The sequence below is a fragment of the Nostoc sp. C057 genome (assembly GCF_013393925.1).
Lineage (GTDB): Bacteria > Cyanobacteriota > Cyanobacteriia > Cyanobacteriales > Nostocaceae > Nostoc > Nostoc muscorum_A.
This window is the reverse complement of sequence record NZ_CP040281.1, coordinates 5,559,391-5,581,135: the sequence shown is the minus strand read 5'-3', so window position 1 is coordinate 5,581,135 and position 21,745 is coordinate 5,559,391. Positions and strand designations below refer to the sequence as shown.

The 21,745-nt window shown below is 41.7% G+C and carries 12 protein-coding genes and 1 pseudogene; 7 read left to right on the top strand and 6 right to left on the bottom strand.

Annotation, left to right across the window (positions count from 1 at the left end; translation table 11 throughout):
- Nucleotides 1–949: 949 nt before the first annotated feature.
- Nucleotides 950–2,500 carry a hypothetical protein gene (locus FD724_RS23815; RefSeq protein WP_179074325.1) on the top strand — a complete coding sequence of 517 codons (1,551 nt, stop codon included), beginning with the start codon at nucleotides 950–952 and terminating at the stop codon, nucleotides 2,498–2,500.
- A gap of 127 nt (nucleotides 2,501–2,627) precedes the next feature.
- Here the strand turns inward: FD724_RS23815 and FD724_RS23810 are convergent.
- Together FD724_RS23810 and FD724_RS23805 are read right to left on the bottom strand one after the other, a co-directional pair.
- Nucleotides 2,628–3,923: pseudogene (locus FD724_RS23810) on the bottom strand (IS4 family transposase); the annotation flags it as partial.
- A 387-nt stretch (nucleotides 3,924–4,310) separates the two neighbouring features.
- On the bottom strand, nucleotides 4,311–6,458 hold the full coding sequence (locus FD724_RS23805; protein ID WP_179074324.1) for an NAD(P)/FAD-dependent oxidoreductase: 2,148 nt from the start codon (nucleotides 6,456–6,458) through the stop codon (nucleotides 4,311–4,313).
- A 160-nt stretch (nucleotides 6,459–6,618) separates the two neighbouring features.
- On the opposite strand from FD724_RS23805, the gene FD724_RS23800 reads away from it, so the two are divergent.
- Nucleotides 6,619–6,852, top strand: coding sequence for a hypothetical protein (locus tag FD724_RS23800; protein ID WP_114081902.1), 234 nt, complete (start codon nucleotides 6,619–6,621; stop codon nucleotides 6,850–6,852).
- 837 nt (nucleotides 6,853–7,689) lie between these two features.
- Nucleotides 7,690–9,024, top strand: coding sequence for a hypothetical protein (locus tag FD724_RS23795; protein ID WP_114081901.1), 1,335 nt, complete (start codon nucleotides 7,690–7,692; stop codon nucleotides 9,022–9,024).
- A gap of 109 nt (nucleotides 9,025–9,133) precedes the next feature.
- Here FD724_RS23795 and FD724_RS23790 read toward each other — a convergent pair whose 3' ends face one another.
- Together FD724_RS23790 and argS are read right to left on the bottom strand one after the other, a co-directional pair.
- Nucleotides 9,134–9,700 (bottom strand): exonuclease, encoded by a 567-nt coding sequence (locus tag FD724_RS23790; protein ID WP_179074323.1) that lies wholly within the window; start codon nucleotides 9,698–9,700, stop codon nucleotides 9,134–9,136.
- 153 nt (nucleotides 9,701–9,853) lie between these two features.
- Nucleotides 9,854–11,656 (bottom strand): arginine--tRNA ligase, encoded by a 1,803-nt coding sequence (argS, locus tag FD724_RS23785; protein WP_179074322.1) that lies wholly within the window; start codon nucleotides 11,654–11,656, stop codon nucleotides 9,854–9,856.
- Nucleotides 11,657–11,892: 236 nt separating this feature from the next.
- Here argS and FD724_RS23780 point away from each other — a divergent pair, with 236 nt between their 5' ends.
- The gene (locus FD724_RS23780; protein ID WP_012410354.1) at nucleotides 11,893–12,117 is read left to right on the top strand and encodes a type II toxin-antitoxin system HicB family antitoxin; all 225 of its coding nucleotides are present in this window, start codon (nucleotides 11,893–11,895) and stop codon (nucleotides 12,115–12,117) included.
- A 134-nt stretch (nucleotides 12,118–12,251) separates the two neighbouring features.
- On the opposite strand, the gene murD is transcribed toward FD724_RS23780, so the two are convergent.
- Both murD and glyS read right to left on the bottom strand, forming a co-directional pair.
- Nucleotides 12,252–13,727, bottom strand: a complete 1,476-nt coding sequence (murD, locus tag FD724_RS23775; protein ID WP_179074321.1) for a UDP-N-acetylmuramoyl-L-alanine--D-glutamate ligase — start codon at nucleotides 13,725–13,727, stop codon at nucleotides 12,252–12,254.
- An 84-nt stretch (nucleotides 13,728–13,811) separates the two neighbouring features.
- A complete protein-coding gene (gene glyS / locus FD724_RS23770; protein WP_179074320.1) occupies nucleotides 13,812–15,965 on the bottom strand; it encodes a glycine--tRNA ligase subunit beta in 2,154 nt (717 codons plus the stop codon).
- A 301-nt stretch (nucleotides 15,966–16,266) separates the two neighbouring features.
- On the opposite strand from glyS, the gene FD724_RS23765 reads away from it, so the two are divergent.
- The 3 genes from FD724_RS23765 to FD724_RS23755 all read left to right on the top strand — a co-directional run bounded on the left by FD724_RS23765 (nucleotide 16,267) and on the right by FD724_RS23755 (nucleotide 21,682).
- Nucleotides 16,267–16,857, top strand: coding sequence for a PEP-CTERM sorting domain-containing protein (locus FD724_RS23765; RefSeq protein ID WP_179074319.1), 591 nt, complete (start codon nucleotides 16,267–16,269; stop codon nucleotides 16,855–16,857).
- Between the two features lie 853 nt (nucleotides 16,858–17,710).
- A complete protein-coding gene (locus FD724_RS23760) occupies nucleotides 17,711–19,000 on the top strand; it encodes a glycosyltransferase family 4 protein (RefSeq protein ID WP_179074318.1) in 1,290 nt (429 codons plus the stop codon).
- 1,053 nt (nucleotides 19,001–20,053) lie between these two features.
- On the top strand, nucleotides 20,054–21,682 hold the full coding sequence (locus FD724_RS23755; RefSeq protein ID WP_179074317.1) for an efflux RND transporter periplasmic adaptor subunit: 1,629 nt from the start codon (nucleotides 20,054–20,056) through the stop codon (nucleotides 21,680–21,682).
- The last annotated feature ends 63 nt before the right edge of the window (nucleotides 21,683–21,745 follow it).

Sequence of the window (21,745 nt, the reverse complement as noted above, 5' to 3'; positions counted from 1 at the left end):
TGGATAAGCCTAGCTACCACACCGCTTTCTCTAACTTAATCTCACATTAATCGGTAGTAATTATGGTCTTTATAATTACTTTATTGCTAGTAGAAAACTCGGTTATTCCAATTATTCTTTAATAAATCAATTAAAAAGTGTATCCGTATTAGCACTTGAATAAAATAACTTTATTGTTAAATAAAATACACTGTAAAAAATAATTATAAGTAGTCAAGTATACTTTAAACAATTTTCTTGTAGTCATTAAACAAACTTGATATATTGAAGGCAAATTGATAGAAAAAGCCTTTTCTCGCTAAGACTGAGGTTGCTTGCTGGGACTATATTTAACGAAAAAAAAGCCCGTACTAAGTTGAGATTATTCTTTAAGAAAGTTTTATCAATTTACTTATTTTAAGTGTTACTTCTTTAATATTATTTTGTACGTGTTTATGCGTATTTGTCAGGTTTTCTTAACATTTTACTCTTAGCAGAAGCTCTTAGTTGTTTGCTGACATTAAATAGCGATCGCTCAAAATAACAGAATTATCATCGAATAGTAGATACTTGTACTGACATCTATCCTAAGTAATAAATAAGTCAGTATAAAAATGTGTCAAAGAAGACATTTTAAATGTAAACCTTAAGATAGATGCGATTATAGAAAATAAAATATAAGCTGAGGAAGTTTTTTCATGTAAAAAACTTCCTTGGGACAGAGGCACTACTGCTTTAATCTCCCCTGCTCCCTGCCCCGTTCCCCTTGCCTCTTCTTGACGGGGACGAGCATCATAGTGTTATAACGGCATCAGTCTAGATCCAAAATAGGGAACACCAATTGATGATTAATTGCTGGTGCCTGGAGAGAGTTAAACTTAGCTTCTAGAGCAAACCCTGATTAGACAAAGTTGATAAGCAATGCTAATGCCAGCACTGCTGATATTTTTAGGCAGGTGGGTCAAGAGTGATGAATGAAGCTGACACCTCAAACAAGGGGGCTGTGATGGAATCCCTAAATTCTGCTAATTCGCCACAATCGGAGCAGGCGAGTTGTCCCTTTTACTCAGTTGTGCCTAATGACAATATGGCAGTTAAACAACTGCCACTCCTCATGCCGGCTGAAGATAGACAATTTTCAAAAGATACCACCCAGCAGGACTGGGTTGCAGAGCCGGAAATCGGCAAGCAAGCACTTATTGATTCAGAATTTCAGAACCTGCTGGCATTGAACGAAGAATTGCGTGCAGCTAACAATAACTTGTATGAACAAGTAGAGCAGCTAAAAGACAACCTAGCTGAGTCTGAAAAGGTTTTGCAGTGGCAGAAAACGCGCTCTAGCGTTACTGAGTCGATGCTCAACCAACATACTCAGGAACTAGCTGCGGCTCAAGAACAGATAAAATCTTTATTTCAACAATTAGAAATTGCTGTACAAACTATTCAACGTCAGGAAATTTTCACTGATAGTTATAAAGCACAGCTACAAATTAGCCAGCAACGCCTTGCCCAGCTAGAGCGAGAATGTACGTTGTTACACACTAATAACAACGAACAGTCTGAGCAGTTATTGCAGTCAGAAACTGTTTGTCGGGAGTTACGTACTAGACTGATGCGACAACAACGCCAGACGCTGCAATTTAAAGCGGCTCTGGAAAAATGTCTAGATACATCGGTTCCTAGCTATGACTCCTTAGAAGATACTGCACAACACCCCAAAGACATAACTAGCGGACAAGGAAGATTTTCTAGAAAAGCTCGGTCTTTGTTTCCTAATGCCCAGCCAATTAAACCTTGGTCAGCAGAATCAGAATCCTTGACTGAAAATGAAGATGATTCTTGGGGTGAACCATCAGCACCAATCCCATTCCAAAAAACTGAACCGAGTACCCCGCCACCATCTTCTTGGAACTGGTCAGTTAAACAAAATACCCCAAAATCAGCAGAACCTCCTGCCCCCTCTCCAAAAATTGACGATTCCCCAGATAAACCTGAAGCTGTTTCAACTTCGGGTTCATCCAATTTAGATCAGCAATTAGATAGTCTCATCCAAATGTTTTTCACTTCCCAGCCTCCATCTGCATCACCACCGCCTACTGCAAAAACAGATGTGGATGCTAATAATGCCCCTGTCTGGGAGACTTTGGCAACAATATTAGAAGACGATGAGGAAGCAGAAAATCCACGGGAGAAGGAGTTAGAGGCAGAGATTAATCCCCCTGTAACTACCTCCACTTCTTGGACAACAGATTCTGTACTTTCACCAGCTAATAACTTACTGCTGTCTTCTAGCTCCTTCCACACTGAGCCGCCTATTGGAGAAGCTGAAGATTACTGGTCAGAAGTTTCTCAATTGTCACAGTTGGAATTGTCAGAAAATGATTTTTCCCCAGAGTCATTAGGTGATAACACTAATGACGGGAATTCACCTTCACCTGTGGTTTATCCCCAACGTCCACCCAAGGGGCGTAAGTCATTGGCATCTGTGGAACTACCGAATTTTCGTCCCAAAGGTCAATAGTTAGTTGTCATTTGTCATTTGTCATTTGTCATTTGTCTAAATATATAAGACCAATGGCCAATGACTAATACAACTCTTGGAGCATCAGTGAGAGGTTAGAGTGATTGCACTTTTGTCAAGAGGGTGCGGGAAAAGGCGATAAATCCAGCTTGGAGACTGGTTTTCGCAGGGCTTTAACTACTCCTAAATCTTGATTTTCTTTGGCAGCGAAGTACTGAATTGGGTCATCCGCCTTACCTTTGTCATAGGCGACGCTAAAATGATATAAACCACGAAAAATCATCTCTAAAGAAATGCGGTCAAATGGCAGAGATAATTCGTCTGCAACCGCATCTCCCAAGTCAACCAATACTGCATAAAAGAGCCAAGTTGCCCACACTTGTAACTTCACACCATTAATAGAACCAGTCCATAAATACGAAAGTCCCAATAAACGTTTGACCACATAGAAAGCTTCTTCAATCCTCCATCTTTTCCGATATAAGTCAGCAACAACGTAGGGAGGTAATATTTGCGGGTCTAGGACAGAAGTAATGTAAGAATAGCTAGTTTTACCGACTTTTATTTCAATTAGACGTAAAGTCAGTACTGGTGCGCCACGACGAATAGTACCAAGTTGAATTAATCGGTCTTTAAGCGAATGGTCATAGCTAAAAATCTTTAAGTATTTAATAGATGCTTTAACTTTTAAACGTGTAACAAAATGAACTTCTTGGTTAATAAGTTGTTGCAAAAATTGAAAATGATAAAAACCTCTGTCAAGTAAAATCAGAGTTTTAGCAGGCAGTAAATTTAGTAATGCCGCTTCAAAATTAGTGTCTGATGCTGCGGGATTAGTGTGAAACCAAACTTCGACAGGTAAGCGAGTTACCAAATCAATAATTGTACAAATCTTACCTGCTAGTTGCCCTGCTTTCAAGTCTTCCAGGCTTTTTAACTTCCGAAATAAAGCTTCTAGAGTTGACCCATCAGCAATCCAAATTCGTTCAAAATTACGCAGTGTAAACTTAACACTATCTGGTAGTGGCCGCCTGAGCCGTTGCTGCCAATTAAATTGCAATTGAGGGAGCAGATCTTTAAATACTCGCTCAAATAATTCAGATGGAAATACTAAAAATCTTTCAGAAAGAGATTGTTGGGCAACTTTAGTAACAGGACACCATAATAAACCTTCTCGTGCTAACAGACGATTCAACTCTTGAATGCCAGGAACTTGTCGCCACAACAGTGTTAATACTGCTGCCACCATTAAGGATAAATTCAGAATTCTATCTCGTAATCCTAATTGCTTGTAATATTTTTGTTGAGCAAAAACTGCTGGTGTTAATAAAGCTTCTAAGTGTTGAGAAATCGCCTCATTATCTATAGTAGGAGTATTATGTTTGTGCGCGTGGTCAGAGTTTTGTTTTTGTCGCTTGGGCATAATGGTAGACCAAACTTTTCATTACCTCATTTGATAATTGAATTTACCTAACAATGCTGCCCACTTTTTACGTCGTTACAATACTTTTTCATCTCCTATAAAAGCAGTTAAACATTTTAAAGATAATGATAATCAAATATAGGTGGGGGAGGAGGTGAGCGTCGCTCACCTCCTCCCCTACCCTCAACACGATTATCATTCTTGTTTAAGATTTTTTGAGTATTTTAACTGATTGACAAAAAACACTTTGTTCTAACCTCTCACGGATGCTCTTGGAGAGGCTGCGCCCTAAGCGTAGCTATGCCGTAGGCTTTACGACTACGCGGTAGTTGAGCGCAGTCGAAACTCACTACAAGTGACCAATGACCAATGACTAATGACCAATGACTAATTGAGAATCCTTGCTTCTGACTTCGGAATTACGGCTTCTGGGTTTGTCTTTGCTACTTGAGCGCGCGATCGCGGTTTGCCTGTGGCGATCGCATAATTAATCGCCAATAGCCATAGCCACAAGCCAGGATTTCGGGGTTCTAGCCAAAAACCTACCCGGTTTAAGAAGCGCCCAAACCAGGGACTTAGTAAAGCGCTAACAAGGGCATGACGACCGAAATTGAAATAACTACCAAGCCATCGCATTAAATCTCTAGGCCCAGCCAGTTCCCAAATCCATAAAAGTAAGGCAGGATTTTTTCTAGCGGCTTTGAGTGCTAAACGGTTAAAGGTTAACCAATCACACCTATCTTTGATAAAGTTATCTGCTACTTCTTGGGGTTCATCTGCTAACAGTCCAAAGAAGGTGTTGAGCATGGAGTTAATGCGCTGGGGTGGTAAGAATTTCCCAGTGGGTACCATCATGCCTTTGGAAAATAGCCAAGTCACGGAAACGTTGCTTTGGTAAGCCCGAATTTGGTTCAAGTGGCGGAAACTCAATAAGTCGTGTTTGAGAGCAGTATCCAACAGTGTTGTTAAGCGCTCTAAGTTGCGAACTAGCGAACCAAAACCGGTGAAGACGAGTGGAGACTGGAGTGATGCGGCATCGCCGATCGCAATCAATCGATCGAAGGCAACTGTGCGATCGCTACTTCCTACACTAAAATGCCCCGGTATATACCCAAATGTCGGCTTCTTCCACACCAATTTGTCCATATCGCACCTGCGATACTCTGGCAAAATCGTGAAAAAGTCCTCGTACATCTCTAGCAAAGAACCAGGATTTTCAGCATTGACTTCATGGTAATGAAATAAATAAATGGTCAATTCATCATCTGCTGCGGGAAACAGCTCCCAAATTAACTGCCTTCCCCGCGAAATATCCCCATGACTATAAAGAACGTCCCCGTATTGCGAATCCCATACTCCCGGCTCAAATCCGCTCTCAATTACCGCTCCTACTGTTGGGCATACGCTATCAAAGGCACGACCACCATTCAACTGCCAAGCGATAGGTGATGCAGTTCCCATTGCATCTATTAGCAGTCGTCCACTTACTTGTTTTTCAACCTGACTAGGTAAGTGCTTGACTTGCAACAGAACTTGTGATATATCAATATCTGCACGCATAAATTCTGTTTCATCCCAGATTTCGCCGCCTGCCGCTTGCAACTTTTGCCCACACATTTGGAGCCATTTATCGGAATCTAAGCCTAAATTTAGGACTGTGGGTGTGTGCAGAACGGGCGATCGCAGTTTGGATGGATTGTTCGCATCAAAAAACTTATTGAATCCATCTTTGTATTCCCTAGCAATGATGGTTTCTAACTCAGCGGGGGTGACTAAACCCAGATTAACCAGGCTTTGAATCTCATCGCGAGAAATATTCCATTCTCGATTCATCCGGCCAAAGGGCATTCGTTCCACCAGCAGGACTTTATATCCTAGTTTTGCCATCAATGCTGCATGAATCGCGCCTAGTGCGCCGCCGATATAAATGATGTCGTACTGGGGATTCGTGATTAGGGATTCGGTACTAGCATTACCTTTTCCCCTGTCCCCTGTCCCCTGTCCCCTGTCTCCTTGATTGGAAAACACAACTTGACGCGGCCTCTGCGGATTTCGTACTCCTTCGCGCCATCGTTTTTCCCACCAGTAGGCACGTGTTAGATCGTATTCACCGTTGGGCATTTTCTGAAAATACTTGACGGTGAGGGGGTAAGCAGAGGCTAAAGCGGCAAAAATCGATTCTTGGGATAAATCAATCGCTGGTGGTTCTGAATAATGATGTGGAAAACGGCTTCTGATTTCTTTGGTTAGGCGTTGCAGAATTTGTCCCTCACTGGGAAAGGGTTGTTCTGCCCAACGAAACACTTTCAGATAGGTAGTTCGTTGCACCGACCAAACAAATACCGAAAGTTCTACAACAGGCAAGTTTTCAGAAAGAGCCACTCCAGCAGGTGTCTTAGCACTGGGTATTTTGAGGCGAAAGCCTTCCGAAGTAAGCACTTTTTCTCCATTTCCAGGTTCAAAATCTGTTTGTAGCCAGCTACGCACAGTTTCTATATCTGGAGTTGGAACTTCTAAATAAAGGATTTCTCTCATCGTTTCCTGACATCTCCGATCAATCTACTCACTAAGACAGATTTTATGAAGGCACAAAGTAAAGTACACTCCGCGCAACTAATCTCGTAAAGATTTAGTAAAGAAATTTTAAGAATTTGTTGAATTTATTGTTCATTTTGTATTTCTGTAAACCCACGCCATGAATTATCCCATTCCAGACAGTCCCCAAGAAATTGTTGCCCTGCGACAACAGCCAATTGATGAAGAACTCGTTGCAGCTGCGATCGCTGGAGTCATTAAAATTGTCCGCGCTCAAGGTCAATCCTTGGAAGAATTAACCGCTCAGTTGCTAGCAGATGATCCAATGCTGGATCAGCAACAACGTCGCTGGTTGAGCCAATTAGTTGCCCAATCCTGGGAAAAGTTCTCCTAAAACCTTGCATAATATAAAGAAAATTTTTGGCGCAGCATTAGATATTTAGGTGTGCAACTAAATATTGGGAATATTGGCGTTGGCTTTGCCCGCCGGAGGCATCGCATTTTAGGTATAGAAGTAACAATAATTGTCAGTATGGGATTGTCAATAGGCTTGCTATTTTGGCATTCATGGCGCAGAAGCCACTAAATTAACCATATCAGCGTTTTACGTTGCTAATGAATTTTACAACGTTCTGAAAGCGAAAGACCTCTGCTTTACAGCCTAGGTCTTTTTTTGGGTTCATCCTTATACTTTTGACCGCCGCCTCGACACTTTAGCGGAATGAATCTTTTTGGCACATAACTTAATTAGCGATCGCTAACTAAGTCAGTAGAAATAAATACAACTATATTACAAAAAGTAAATATATTTAAAACCCTTAGCAATTAAGAATGAAAAAGGAAAAACGACGACCTTAAATAGTTAACTTTATTGGTGCAGCCTATCTAATAATTGTTCTGAAAATGACTATTTATGAACATTCTTTATTTAAAATGACACTCATCAGCACAAAGATATACTTGGAGTATCACGATATCTCCTACTAGTGATTTTTCTCTCTTCAAAACTATTTATTAGAGAACAAAATCTAACAAAGCCTTAGTAAGTATTTGCATTGTGAACCTTATATAGATAGACTTAGCGGTTTTTATCTCATGTAATCAGTGGGAGATAGACCGTATTTTATTAAACTTAATATTCAATAAATATTCTTTAACAACAATCGCAAAAATCATTTTTCTTGAAATCATCTATAAAGGTATAATCACAACATAAAATCGGAAATAAAATATGACAAAAGCACAAGATCAAACTCTAGATGCACGTAACCGCATCGTTGAATCAGCTAATCGTTTAGGGGTTCAACTCAATGAGCAAGAATTGGAACGTTGGATGAATTCCATCACCGAGGCCACAGGCGACAGCGATATTGTCGTAGACAAAGACACAGGTGCTTTTGGGCACAAAGTCACCATGTTGGATTTTGATCCGCAAGAGTTGGCACGGTTTCGCGCCATTGGCAAAATCGTTGAATTTGAGGACATTCCTGGTGTTGTAGAAACCGCGTTGGCAATCTCTGGTTCTGCGGCTCAATCTAAAATTCAGACTTATCCTGGTGACTGTGACTACTTCGAGCGGGTGAATATCATTGCACCCACTCGTAGCGAAGCCTCCGAGATTCTTGGCAAACTGGTTCGGGATAAGGCACTTAACACCATGTCCGGCCCCAATTATCAGTTAATTGATGTGAACTTTGGTGCTTACCCCCAACAAGTGGTTCGGGGAGAAAACACCAGACGTGCTGGTTCGCCAATTAACTGGCAACCCGATGAGGTGATTGCCGGTCAGATTGAGGTAAGCGACTTAGAGGGCAATCCTCTGGTGCTGACCTGGGATGCCGTAGCCCAAGACCCTAACTGGTCTTGGTGTAAGCTGGAATGGGTTGTTGCTGACACAATACGTAGTCAATTGTCCAACGCCAGCAACGTGGTAGATGTTACCTGGGAAGCACCAGATGGAACTATCACAGCACTAGACGGCTATCTAGACGGCTATTTTCAAGAAGTTTACCTGGATGCTGAATCTGCTCCCATCTTTTCCAAACTGGTGAAGCAAGCCTCCGCCGATGTCATGGATGATTATGTGGCGGTATTGGAAAAGGAAGTTAAAAAATATGTCAAACAAGGTAAACACCTCAACTACGGCAAAGCAGCCAAGCGGATGTACAACATCTTTCGGCTGAACGGGCGTTACGAGGAAGCAGCATTTCTGCGTGAATTGTTCGACGAACCTACAGCATTGCTTTACCAAGTCCATGCGTTAATGGGAACTGTGCAGCAAGCTAGGGACAATAGTGCTGTGTTTGATCTCGATAGCGTTCTCAATCAGGCAGATGAACTGATTGTGGCAGCTGTCAAGGTCTTGGAGGGGGAAGAAGAGTTAGAAATCGTGCGTCATTTGCTGCGTTTATATCGTAGTCTGTGCCGCCAAGAATCTGGCACTCCCCTTGGTTCCGAAGTAGAAGTAGCCCAGGCGGAAGTGATGAAAATAGTCAACAATTTCTTCTATGAGAAGATGACGGCGTTACCCACCATTAAGGCTTATATCGAAGGTACTCAGGTATAGGGCAAGATCCTCGGTTTCTCAAAGGAGTAAGGGATTTCCGATAACAATGAATCAGGCTTCATCGTTATCGGAAATCTGTTACAAAATCTTATGAAGTGCGATCGCATAGCTATCTTTCTTCTGTCTCTAGATTCGCTTGCAAAAGATTACAGAATAACTTTCCTTGCTGAATGGCATCATCCAAGGCAATGTGAGCCAATGGAAGATTTTCTAACCATGCAGCAGGTAGATTATCCTTGCCAGATTCGTTGTAGCTTTGTTTTAAGAATGCCATCGCATAGGAACGGATATCCAATGCCGAAAATTTAAAGGGGCTATCGCCCACAAAGTTTATCAAGTACCAGTAGACAAACATAAAGTCATAGGCTGCTGGATAGCCAACAAAGATCGGTTTACCTGGTAAAGCCACAAGCCAGGCGTGGTAAGACTCCATGACCTTTAGAGGGGGCTGGGGGTCGGCTCGACTAGCTGCCCAAGCATCTGGCTGTTCTGCCCACCATTTCATGGTTTTGGGATGTCCTTGGGCCTCTGGCAAGGTTTCTAAATTAGCTGTAAAAGTCCCAACCAATTGTTTGTCTGCGGTATACGCAGCTGAGGCAAGACTAAGCATGGAATGGGGCCCAGGGATAGGGCCATCCGCTTCTATATCAGTGCTGACGTAGATTTCGATTGTCACCTTTTATCCTGCCTGTCTTTTATCAGTATGTTTCATGCTAATACCAGTGTGAATGTCTTAAAAAATCTCACAGATGCGATCGCCCCTAAGTCCAGCAATTCTGATGAAAAAATCAGCGTAACTCTTACTCTGCTTACCTTTGCATTAAAAAAATTACATCCTCTCCAACACCTGAATTCCCAACAAAGATAATCCCAACTTCAAAGTTCTAGCAGTCAAATCACACAGAACCAACCGAGATGTTCGCTGCGGTTCCTCCGCTTGTAGTATGGGACAGCGATCGTAGAATTGGTTAAACTTCTGACTCAGTTCAAACAAATACTCACATAGACGATTAGGCAGCAAGTCTTGCTCTACACTACTAATAACTTCATCCAATTGAAGTAAATATTTTGCCAGCGCTAGTTCTGTTTCATGCTGCAACAAAACGGCATTATTTCCCAACTCTTTAAAGTTAATATCACCCTTGCGGCTAATCCCATGAATCCGCGCATAAACATATAGCATATAGGGCGCAGTATTACCTTTGAGATCCAGCATTTTGTCGTAGCTGAAGATGTAGTTACTGGTGCGATTTTGGCTTAAGTCTGCATACTTAACTGCACTAATTCCAACTACCCTAGCAACTTCATTAATAAATTCTTCAGTTTCTTGACGTTCTTCTTTTTGTAATCTACTTTTTAGATCAGCATGGGCATGAGAAACAGCTTCATCTAATAAATCCCGTAACCGCACAGTATCCCCAGAACGAGTTTTGAATTTCTTCCCATCTTCTCCTAATACCAACCCAAAGGGAACATGAACTAATTCCACATCATCGGGAATCCAGCCGGCTTTGCGTGCTACCTGGAAGAATTGGGCAAAGTGGTTTCCTTGTCCAGCATCAGTTACATAAATTATCCGCTTTGCTTCATCCTGCTGAATCCGGTAGCGGAGGGATGCTAAATCAGTTGTGGCGTAGTTATAACCGCCATCTGATTTTTGTACAATCAAGGGTAAAGGTTCACCTTCTCTATTTGTAAATCCATCTAGAAAAACGCATTTTGCGCCCTGGTTTTCTACAAGTAATCCAGATTTATCTAAATCTTCTACAACTTTTGGTAGTAAGGGGTTATAGAAAGATTCGCCCCGTTCAGTTAACTTGATATCCAGCAACTCATAAATGACTTGAAACTCTTTTCGAGAAGCTTCACAAAGAAAAAACCAAGCGTGTTTTGCTGATAACTCATTAGATTGTAGTTCTACTACTGCTTTACGTGATCTTTCTCGAAAATCAGCATCTTCATCAAATTTTTTCTTAGCTTCTCTGTAAAACTGAACCAAGTCTCCTATATTTATAGAGGGAGAGTTAATGAAACCCGGTTGATTGTTCTCCTCATAATATAGACTATTCCAAAAGGAATTATTTTCAGAATCAGATTCACGGAGATGAGTAATTAACATCCCAAACTGCGTACCCCAATCACCCACATGATTTAACCGCAGTACATCGTGTCCAAGAAATTCTAAAATCCGGGCGATGGAATCACCAATAATGGTAGAACGCAGGTGTCCGACGTGCATTTCTTTGGCAATATTCGGACTGGAAAAATCCACAATTTCCCGCTTGGGTGTTTTCGCGGCTGGAACTCCAAGTCTGGGATCAGCTTGAATTTCGTTCAGTTGTGCTTCCAGGTACGCCGTTTTCAGTTTCAGATTGATAAATCCTGGCCCAGCAATTTCCGGTGGTTCGCAGATTTCGGATACATCTAGTTTCTCAACGATCGCACCTGCGATCGCTCTTGGTTGCTTGCCTAACTTTTTACTCAGGGATAAAGCCACATTCGCCTGATAATCACCAAATTTAGGATTACTAGCAGAAACCAATATTGGATCTACTCCCGCGAAGTCAGCGCCAAAAGCCGCGATTAAAGCCTGTTCAAGCTGAACTTTTAGTTTTTCTTGTGTAGCGTTCATATATAAATTTTATCTGGGAGAGAGAGAATGTAGCTCTGGAAAAGCTTGATTATTAACTTTAGCATTTCATTTTGAGCCACTCGATTCATGAGGCGATCGCTCACTACCACAAATAGGAAATCTTATGCATCCTGATAAACCAGGTTTAGTTACGTTCCAGGTAAATTGTTTGACGACTTAGCCCCTGCTACTCTCAGTAGTATTTGGAGGCAAGCACAATTATAAGGACAACGGCAATGCATTACGTAGTGGTAATTGAAAAGGCGGATAGTAATTACTCTGCTTATGTGCCTGATTTACCAGGTTGTGTAACTACAGGTGCAACCTTAGAAGAAGTCAAGCAGATGATTGCAGAAGCTATTGAATTTCATATAGAAGGAATGCTAGAAGATGGTTTACCTATTCCTAAACCTACAAGCATTGCTCATGAGGTTGAAGTTGCTAACTACAGCAAAACATAATTATAGAAAACCACTAAATTAGCTCTAAACAATCCTTCTAGAATATTTTAAGTCTCTCTGATAATGCGATCACACCGCACTTTTAGATTACATAATTAATTCACTGTGTAACTGCAAGCCACACAGTGAATTAATTATAGGGAAGACGAAAGAATCGAGTTGTATTGAAGCCTTGCTCCTCCCGCCCAAGCAAGGCACAACTGACGGAAATCATCGCCCCGCACCTCAAAATTGGGGTATTGGTCGAAACTCGCGCAAGCTGGAGATAGTAACACCACAGGCGCTTCATATTCTTTGGCTAATTCCGCCGCTCTGGGGATTGCCCTTTCCATAGTTTCGACAATGTGGTACGAATAATACCCCACTTCTTGAAGGCGTTGGGCAAATGCGGGTGCAGCAGAGCCAATCAATAACACAGCAGCAGCTTTGGTTTGGATTTGTGCTAGCCAGCCAGTATCATCACCTGCTTTGGCTTCTCCACCAGCAATTAAAATCGCTGGACTTTTGACTGATGCTAAACCAACTTCGGCCGCATCGTAGTTGGTGGCTTTGCTGTCGTTGATGAAATCAATACCTTCCCAAGTGCAGATATGCTCCAAACGATGAGGAACACCGGGGAATTCCAGAATCGCACGTGCGATCGCATCACGATTAATTCCCGCTAATCGTGCCGTTGCTACTGCCATCAAAAGATTTTGCTGGTTATGTTCTCCCACCATCCGCAAAGTAGATACTTTCACAATCGGTTCTGGTGCAGAGGTTGCAGTCAATTTTTCCACAACCCAGCCGTCCTCGATGTAAAAGCCTTTTTCGCTAATCAGGAAATCTTTTCCTCTCACACTTGTCCAATAGGCATTAGGCCAAGCACTTAAACCTAGCTGGCTCAAATAGGCATCATCGCCATTGAACACTTGCAACTCTGACTGACGCAACAGCTTTGCTTTGATGTTGTAATAGTTCTCTAAAGTCTTATGGCGACTAAGATGATCCGGTGTGAAAGTCGTCCAAACACCGATCCGGGGTGCAAGAGAAATGGAAGATTCTATTTGATAGCTGCTAACTTCCGCAATCACCCAATCAATATGATTTTGGATTGGAGTTTCCCTACCTCTTTCCTTATCCCTCTGTCCCCTATCCTCTGTCCCCTGTCCCCTATCAGATAGGGCAACTTCACAAGCGGCGTAGCCAATGTTACCGCAGGCGGGCGCGTCTAATTCTGCTGCTTGAAAAATGGCAGCAATTAAAGCTGTGGTAGTAGTTTTACCGTTAGTGCCAGTAATTCCTACCCAAGGTAGCGATTGCAAATTTCGCCAAGCGAGTTCCATTTCCCCAATAGTTTCAATACCTAATTGGCGTGCCTTAATTAATACGGGAATATCCCAAGGCACGCCAGGACTAACAACTATTAATTGGGGTAAATTATCACCATTTAATTCTAGGGATTGGCCTAGTTTAACGGTTATTTGCTCGGCAGCGAGTTCTTGTTGTTGTTGTAGGAGGGTTTCGGAGGTGTTGCCATCACTCAGCTCTACCTCCCAACCTTCCCGTTTCAACAATCTCGCCGCAGCAACACCGGACTTTCCCAATCCAATAACATGAGCTTTGGACATAGATTGCAGCAGAGTGTCCCTGGTTAAGCACTCCCTATAGTAGCGTCTATTGGCAAAAATTACACAACTTTTTGTTGACCTACGCTACAGATTTTTGACGATCGCCCCAAAGTCAGCTAAAACACGAGCATGATTCCGAACCAATCCCAGTAGGTGTAATCGATTACGCTTAATTTCTGGATCGGAGTCCATAACTAAAACGCTATCAGGCCCATCAAAGAAGTTACTAACTGTCGGAGCAATTTTTCCTAATGCTGCTACTAACAGTTGATAATTCCGTGTCTGCTGTGCTGTTTGAGTTTGCGGTACTGATTCGATTAAGGCATTATACAAAGCTGTTTCAGAAGGCTTTTGGAATAATTCTGGACGAACTACGGTTGTCGGTTCTAGCTGTTTTGTATCCAAATCACCTTGGGCGGCTAATCGTGTGGAACGGTTAACGGTTTCATAGATGTTATCTAGAGTACTGTCGTTACGGATTTGTTGTAAGTACAAGGCGCGATCGCGGACATCCAATAAATCCTTTAATGTCCGTTCTGTGTATTCTGGGTCATTTTCTCCCAAAACTGCATTTACTAAATCGTAATCAATCTGCTTTTCTTCTTGCAATAAGGTGCGGATACGTTGTAAGAAAAACTCTTGTAATGCTGTGGTTAATGATGCCCGATCTTTTTGATATTTCGCGGCAAAATCTGTTGCTATTTGTGCCAATAAATCATCTAAATTTATCGGCAAATTATAAAACCAAGTAATTTTAACTACAGCATTAGCAGCCCGACGCAAAGCGAAGGGATCGGAGGAACCAGAGGGAATTAAACCTAAACCAAAGATACTTACCAAGGTATCTAATCTATCAGCCAAACCGACAATTTGACCTGTGAGTGTTTCGGGTAAATTGTCACCGGCTCCCGTTGGCAAATAATGTTGATAAATTGCTTTTGCTACTTCGGCATCTTCACCACTAGCTAAAGCATATTTTTCTCCCATAATGCCTTGCAATTCGGGAAATTCATACACCATTTGAGTTACCAAATCTGCTTTACACAATAAAGCAGCACGTTGGATTTTTTGGCTTTGATTTTCAGCTAATTTTAATTGACTGCTAATTTGTTCAGCAATTTTAACTACTCTATCTATCTTGGTACGCACCGAACCCAATTCTTCTTGGAAGGTGACTTTTTCTAACTGAGGTAAAAAGCTTTCTAAAGGTTTAGTTAAATCAGCTTCGTAGAAAAATCTGCCATCAGCTAATCTGGCACGAATTACCCTTTCATTTCCGACGGCAACAATATCTGATTTTTTGGGATCGCCGTTAGAAATTGTGATGAAATTGGGCAATAATTCTTGCTCAGAACTACCTGGTTTGAATACAGGGAAATAACGCTGATGAGTAACCATGACTTCAGTAATTACTTCAGTTGGTAATTCCAAAAATTCTGGTTCAAATTTACCAACAACTGTAGAAGGATATTCTACAAGGTTGGTTACTTCTGCTAACAAATCGGGGTAAATGACTGTATACCCGCTTAAACTTTCTGCTACTGCCTTTACTTGCTCTTTAATCAGATTTTCCCGTTCTTCGGGGTCAACGGTGACATAAGCAGATTTGAGGGCGGTAACATAATCAGTCGCTTGGGCGATTGTCACAGGTTCAGGATGTAAAACGCGATGACCTTGGGAAATGCGATCGCTCTGAATCGTTTTAGAACCATTCACCAATTCTAACGGTAGCACCGTCTCATCTAACAAAGCTACCAACCAGCGAATTGGTCGAGAAAACCTCCCATCCCCATCTCCCCAACGCATCAATCGCTTACCTTCTAAACCCCAAATCCATTGGGAAACAAGTTCTGTCAAAATTTCCGTCACAGGACGACCAGGAATTCTTTTTTGTACAAAAACAAATTCCCCTTTGTCAGTGGGGCGAAGGAAGAGTGCATCTAGTTCCACACCTTGCTTTTTAGCAAAGCCTAATGCTGCTGCTGTTGGCTGACCATCTTTAAAGGCAGCTTGGGCGGGAGGCCCTTTAATTTCTTCTTCTCGGTCTGCTTGCTGGGATGGTAGACCTTTAATCAATACCGCTAAACGCCGGGGAGTACCGTACACTTGGACACTTTCACCCTGAAGGCTGTTTGCTTCCAAACTTTTGGGAATGCGTTCTCGCCACTGTATTAAGGCATCACTGAGAAAGCTTGCAGGTAATTCTTCTGTACCAACTTCTAATAGAAACGCAGGCATAGGTCACTGTTTTCAACTTTGCGTAGCTCAACTTTATCAGTTATTCTCAGGCGATCGCTCGTGATTTTTAGGTAATAACCCTTGCTACATACATCAAAATAGATAAATTTGAGCTTAGGTTTGTTAAATAGACTTTATATCTTCTCGAAAACTTTAAAAAATAAGTGTTTGTCTTCATCTAGTTGTTATATTTACCTCAAGCTCCCATGTAGTATTTACTTATATTTATTTCTATCGTAAAGTTAGTGTTGTTTGATGCACTGATATTTGCATCATGTCAATAAATCTTGGAGTTATAACAATGAAAAATATTTTTGCCAAAATCGCTGCTACCACAGCAACCAGTGCTGTACTTAGTGTTGCGATCGCTGCTGGTGCTAACAACCCCGCTCAAGCTATTGATTTCAACTTTAACTGGCTAGGAGATGCTGGTTATTCCGCAGTCGGTTCATTCAGCTACGACGAGACTACAGCACCGACAATTATTTCAGAAAGTGGTAGTGGAGCCACCAACTTTTTACAATCCTTGAATGTCTCTTTCTTAGACCCATCTAATAATCCTCTGGGAACTTATAACACCGTTACTTCTGGGGTATCACAATCTGATTTCTTCGCTTTCAACTTTGATACTGCTACTCAGAAATTGTTTGGCCCCTTTGATATAGGAGGAGGAACGGGTGTCATCGGAGAATACTTCTTTCAGGGAACGGTTGGCGAATCTTTGGCATTACGTCAAGATGTCGATCAACAAGGCACATCAATAACACTAGATGAAAATTCTGGTTCTATTCAGGTATCCAAAGTTCCTGAACCTGCTTCTCTGTTGGGTTTTCTGGCATTTGGGGCCTTGGGTGTAGGCTCAACTCTGAAGAAAAAGCAAGCCTCTTGCTAGAAGAAAGTAAGGCTTTCTAGTTAGAGGTTGCCAAGTTTAGTTTAATGAATCTCTATTTTAGCTCCAATAGTTCAGTGAACTGGTGAGTTTATCATCCAGCCTTATCGGTTGGCGATCGCTCGAATACTTATGAAAACAAGTATTCGAGCGATTATAATCAGAAGTATTTTCGCTAAAATCGTCCTGACTATAGCAATCAGTGCAACTTTTTAGTATTGCGTCAGTGTAGGCCGCTACAGGTATCGCTAGTGTTGCTAACAACCCGAATCAAGCTGTTGATGTCAATTGCGATACATTGGAGTTTTTTTCAGTTACAGTTTTAAATACGAAGCTACTAAACACACTAATGTTAAAAAGTTAGTGCCTTTGAGCCACTAAAAAAACTGGACTCTCACCCATTAATGCAATATTGTTTACTTGGTTAAAAATACTTCATGTGCCAGTTCACAAGGCGGAATGCAGGTTATATGCATGATATTAAGTCTCATGCTACAATCCCCTCAGTGTAAATTTAACAACTCTATTCACTTTTAAATAACTGAACAACTAATCATACTATATAGGAAGGAATTTAAATAAGTGAACAATTAAAGTTTATTAGTTAACACGCGTAACTTTTAAATATACGATTGGGAAACTTTATCCAACCAGAAAAACTGATAATTGTTCGCTACTACTACTAACTGTTAAAATCCACCTAGAAAATTTCTCAGCAGTGCTTATCGCAATTGTGATTTAGAAAAATCATAATCTCATCACAAACTAAATTAAATAATAAAAGTTGCAGCCTCTATTGAAGTTAGCAATAAATCCGATTATCTCCGGCTGTATTTACCAAATTTATAAATAGCTCATGCACATTCTGATATATTCCTACAACTATCATCCAGAGCCGATTGGAATTGCTCCCTTAATGACTGAATTGGCAGAGGGACTAGTAAATCGAGGTCATGAAGTGCGGGTGATTACCGGAATGCCCAACTATCCTGAGCGCGAAATTTACGACGGTTATCGGGGTCAATGGTACGTTAATGAACAAAAAAATGGTGTCACAATTCAGCGAAGCTACATCAGAATTAAGTCTAAACCTAACCTTTTAGATCGTCTGTTGCTGGAGTTAAGCTTTATTTTCACAAGTTTGCCTCAAGCCTTTAGAGGTGAACGTCCAGATGTGATGATTTTAACAGTACCGCCTTTGTTAGGTATCTTACCAGCAACAATATTTGGTTGGCTATACAACTGCCCAATAGTTCTAAATGTGCAAGATATATTACCAGAAGCTGCTGTGCGTATCGGGCTACTGAAAAACAAGTGGATGATTCGAACTCTTGCAGCTTTAGAGAAATTTGCCTATCGAACTGCACATACTATTAGTGTTATCGCCGATGGATTTCGTGAGAATTTAGTGAATAAGGGAGTACCTGTTAATAAAATTATTTGTATTCCTAATTGGGTGAATGTAAATTTCATCCACCCTTTAGCGAAACAGAACAACTCTTGGATATCTAGTCATCAACTGGATGGGAAATTTATAGTCCTTTATTCGGGCAACATTGCTCTAACCCAAGGTTTAGAAACTGTAATAGAAGCAGCAGTTTGCTTACGTCATATTAAAGAAATTGTCTTTGTCATTGTCGGCGAATCAACAGCATTGCAAAGGTTGCAAGAATATTGTCTATTACATGGAGCAGACAATGTTTTGCTGCTACCATTGCAGCCGAGAGAAAAATTACCTGAAATGCTAGCAGCAGCAGATGTCGGGCTGATTGTGCAAAAGCACAATGTAATTTCGTTCAATATGCCTTCAAAAATACCATTACTATTGGCAAGTGGTCGCCCAATTGTGGGTTCAGTTCCTGCAACTGGAACTGCTGCTAGAGCGATCAAACTCAGTGGTGGTGGGATAATTGTTGAGCCAGAATCGCCCGATGCAATGGCTGCTGCGGTGCATGATTTATACGCTAATCCTACTCTCTGTACGAAGTTAGGTAACGCGGGAAGACAGTTTGCCGAAGAAAATTATTCGTTGGAGCAAGCACTTGATCGGTATGAAGGGCTGCTTTTTCATATTCTTGCTAACCGAAAATCAACTGTGGGTATCTTGCCGAAATTGGATTCTAAGGAATCAGTTGTGGATGCTTGAAGGGCATTGAGCATGACTCGCTCATATATACAGAACCCTGATGAGGATAAATTAAATCACCCGAATGGGTGAGTTAAGAATCATCCGATTGGATGACCTAAGTGTAGGAAGATAAGACTGCTCAAAAATAGGACTCTAGAGAACACTGTATTGATTGCACTTTGTTCTTGGTTAGGATAACTCAATGAAACTTGCAACTTTGATGAATAGAGCTGAATTAATCAGCTTAGGCATCGCTCGCCGTTGGCGTACTCCTACTCAGAAGCAAGCTACGCGCAGCGTATCGCAGACAAGGCATCGCTCCATACATTGCACCGTACATTTTTCTTCCCTAAGATCAGTATTCAATACGACTCAAGAGGGATAAACTCATCTTTAAACTTATACAAATCTAGTTTCCTATGTGGTTATAATGCAAGCAAGCGCTTGCAAACGCTTATGGCAGAATTCCAGCGTCATGTCTGATTTTATACAAAGCAAACAAATCGTTAATCGCTGTGCGAAGAGCTAGGTGGTTATGTACTTGCAAAAAAGTCAAGATAAGGGTGCAGTATCTTCAGATATAGATTTAAAAGCATCTGTAGATAGTTCCACGGGTATGTTGTTTCACGGTATTCTGCGTTTTTAGCGATATCCCTACCACACTAGATTATAGATATGAATACTACATCGAAACTTCTTTAAATTTATTTGTACACGGTATCAGGCAGTTTGCCATTGCAGGAGGCAGAAGATTGTATTGATTCCCTTGCAACAACATAAACCGTATTTTCTCTATGACGGAAAGTGATGGTTTTATACTGACCAAAAAAGTTTTATAAATTACACTTTAAAAAAATGATGGGAGTTAAGTAATGTACAAAATAACCATAATGTGATGAAGCATATTTGTTTGTTTTAGGTACTAGACATCGTGAGCGATCGCCCAAATACCCAAATACATATTTGTTAGTTATCAACATCAAAACAAAGGGCTAAAAAACTATTTAGATAATGCTTTTTTAGTCAAGAGTAGATTGCCCAAGTCTAAATCCACAAGACGAGAAACCGAAGATGTCCCATTCTGAGTTCCCTGATTCTCCGCTTCCAGTTGAAATAGAACAGCCTGCTGTTACTGATTCTAGTCAAGAGCCACAACCACTGCCAGAGCGATCACCTAAACCACCTCAAAAGCGTCGTTGGCCTCTAATTTTGGGAATTATCCTCTTAATTGGAGGCATTGGTTTTGGTTGGCGCTGGTGGCAAACTAGTAGTGCTAGCAATCCACCAGCAGGTGGGCCAGCTGCTGGTCAACCGATGGCAATTCCAGTCAAGCTAGCGACTGTGCAACCTGAAACTGTGCAAGAAAGTTCGGAGTTTATTGGCTCCTTAGAGGCTCCACGTTCGGTAATTATCAAGCCACAGGTTGAAGGACGAGTTACCCAAATTTATACCAAAGAGGGCAGCCGTGTTCAACAAGGGCAAGTTATTATTAGCCTAGAAAGTGATAGTGTGCAAGCGCAATTATTACAAGCAAAAGCTGCACTAGCACAAGCTCAAGCACGTCTTGCTGAACTCAAAGCAGGTACGCGACAAGAAGAAGTTGCCCAAGCTAGAGCGCAGTTAACCCAAGCCCAAGCTCGCTTGCGAGATGCTCAATCGGGGTCGCAACCACAAGAAATTGCTCAAGCTGAGGCTCAAATTCAGTCAGCTAAATCAGATGTAGAACTAGCACAGTCACGAGCCAAGCGATACGCACAATTGAGAAAAGAGGGCGCAGTTTCTGAAGATACCTTAGAAGGATATGTCAAAGAACAGCAAAGTGCTGAAGCTGCGCTGGTTGTAGCCCAGAAACGCCTAGCTCAACTCCGCCAAAGCAGAACATCTAGTATCAATGAGCTAGCTGGAGCTTTGGAACAACAGAAACAAAACTTAAGGCAACTAGAAAATGGTTCCCGCCCAGAAGAAATTGCCCAAGCGCGATCGCAAGTAACGCAAGCAGCAGCGCAAGTCCAAGCAGCCCAAGTTCAACTGCAATACACAAAAGTTCTGGCACCTTTTACTGGTACTGTTGGCGATATTCCCACAAAAGTGGGAGATTATGTAGAAAAAGCAGACCAGCTCACTACACTTACTAGAAATGACTCTTTAGAACTGAACATTTCTGTTCCCCTAGAAGAAGCCAAAAAACTGCGCTTGGGATTACCAGTGCAAATGCTGAACGCTCAAGGCGAACCCGCAGCAAGGGGTAAGATAAGTTTCATTTCTCCAGATGCTAGTTCCGATTCACAGACAATTTTGGTGAAAGCTAACTTTGGTAATTCTAGAAGTCAACTGGTAAATCGCCAATCAGTGCAAACCAAAGTGATCTGGAACGAACGTCCAGGAATTTTAATTCCAGTTACAGCAGTATCTCGCCTGGGTGGGGAGACATTTGTATTTGTAGCTGAAGCGCCAACAGAAAAAAACACTGAAGCGTCAGCAGAAAAAAAAGCTGAAGCACCAGCAGAAAAGAAAGCTGGAGCGCCATCTTTAGTTGCTCAACAAAAACCTGTGAAATTGGGAGTTATTGAGGGGAATAATTATCAAGTTATCGAAGGACTAAAAGCTGGAGACAAAATTGTTGTTTCCGGTATTCTCAACCTAACTAATGGCGCTCCCATCAGTCCCGCACCGCAAGAAGTGGGTAGTCAGAAGCCATAGGGAGGGAGCAGGGGAGCAGGGGAGCAGGGGGGACAGGGGGGACAAGGGGACAAGAGAGACAAG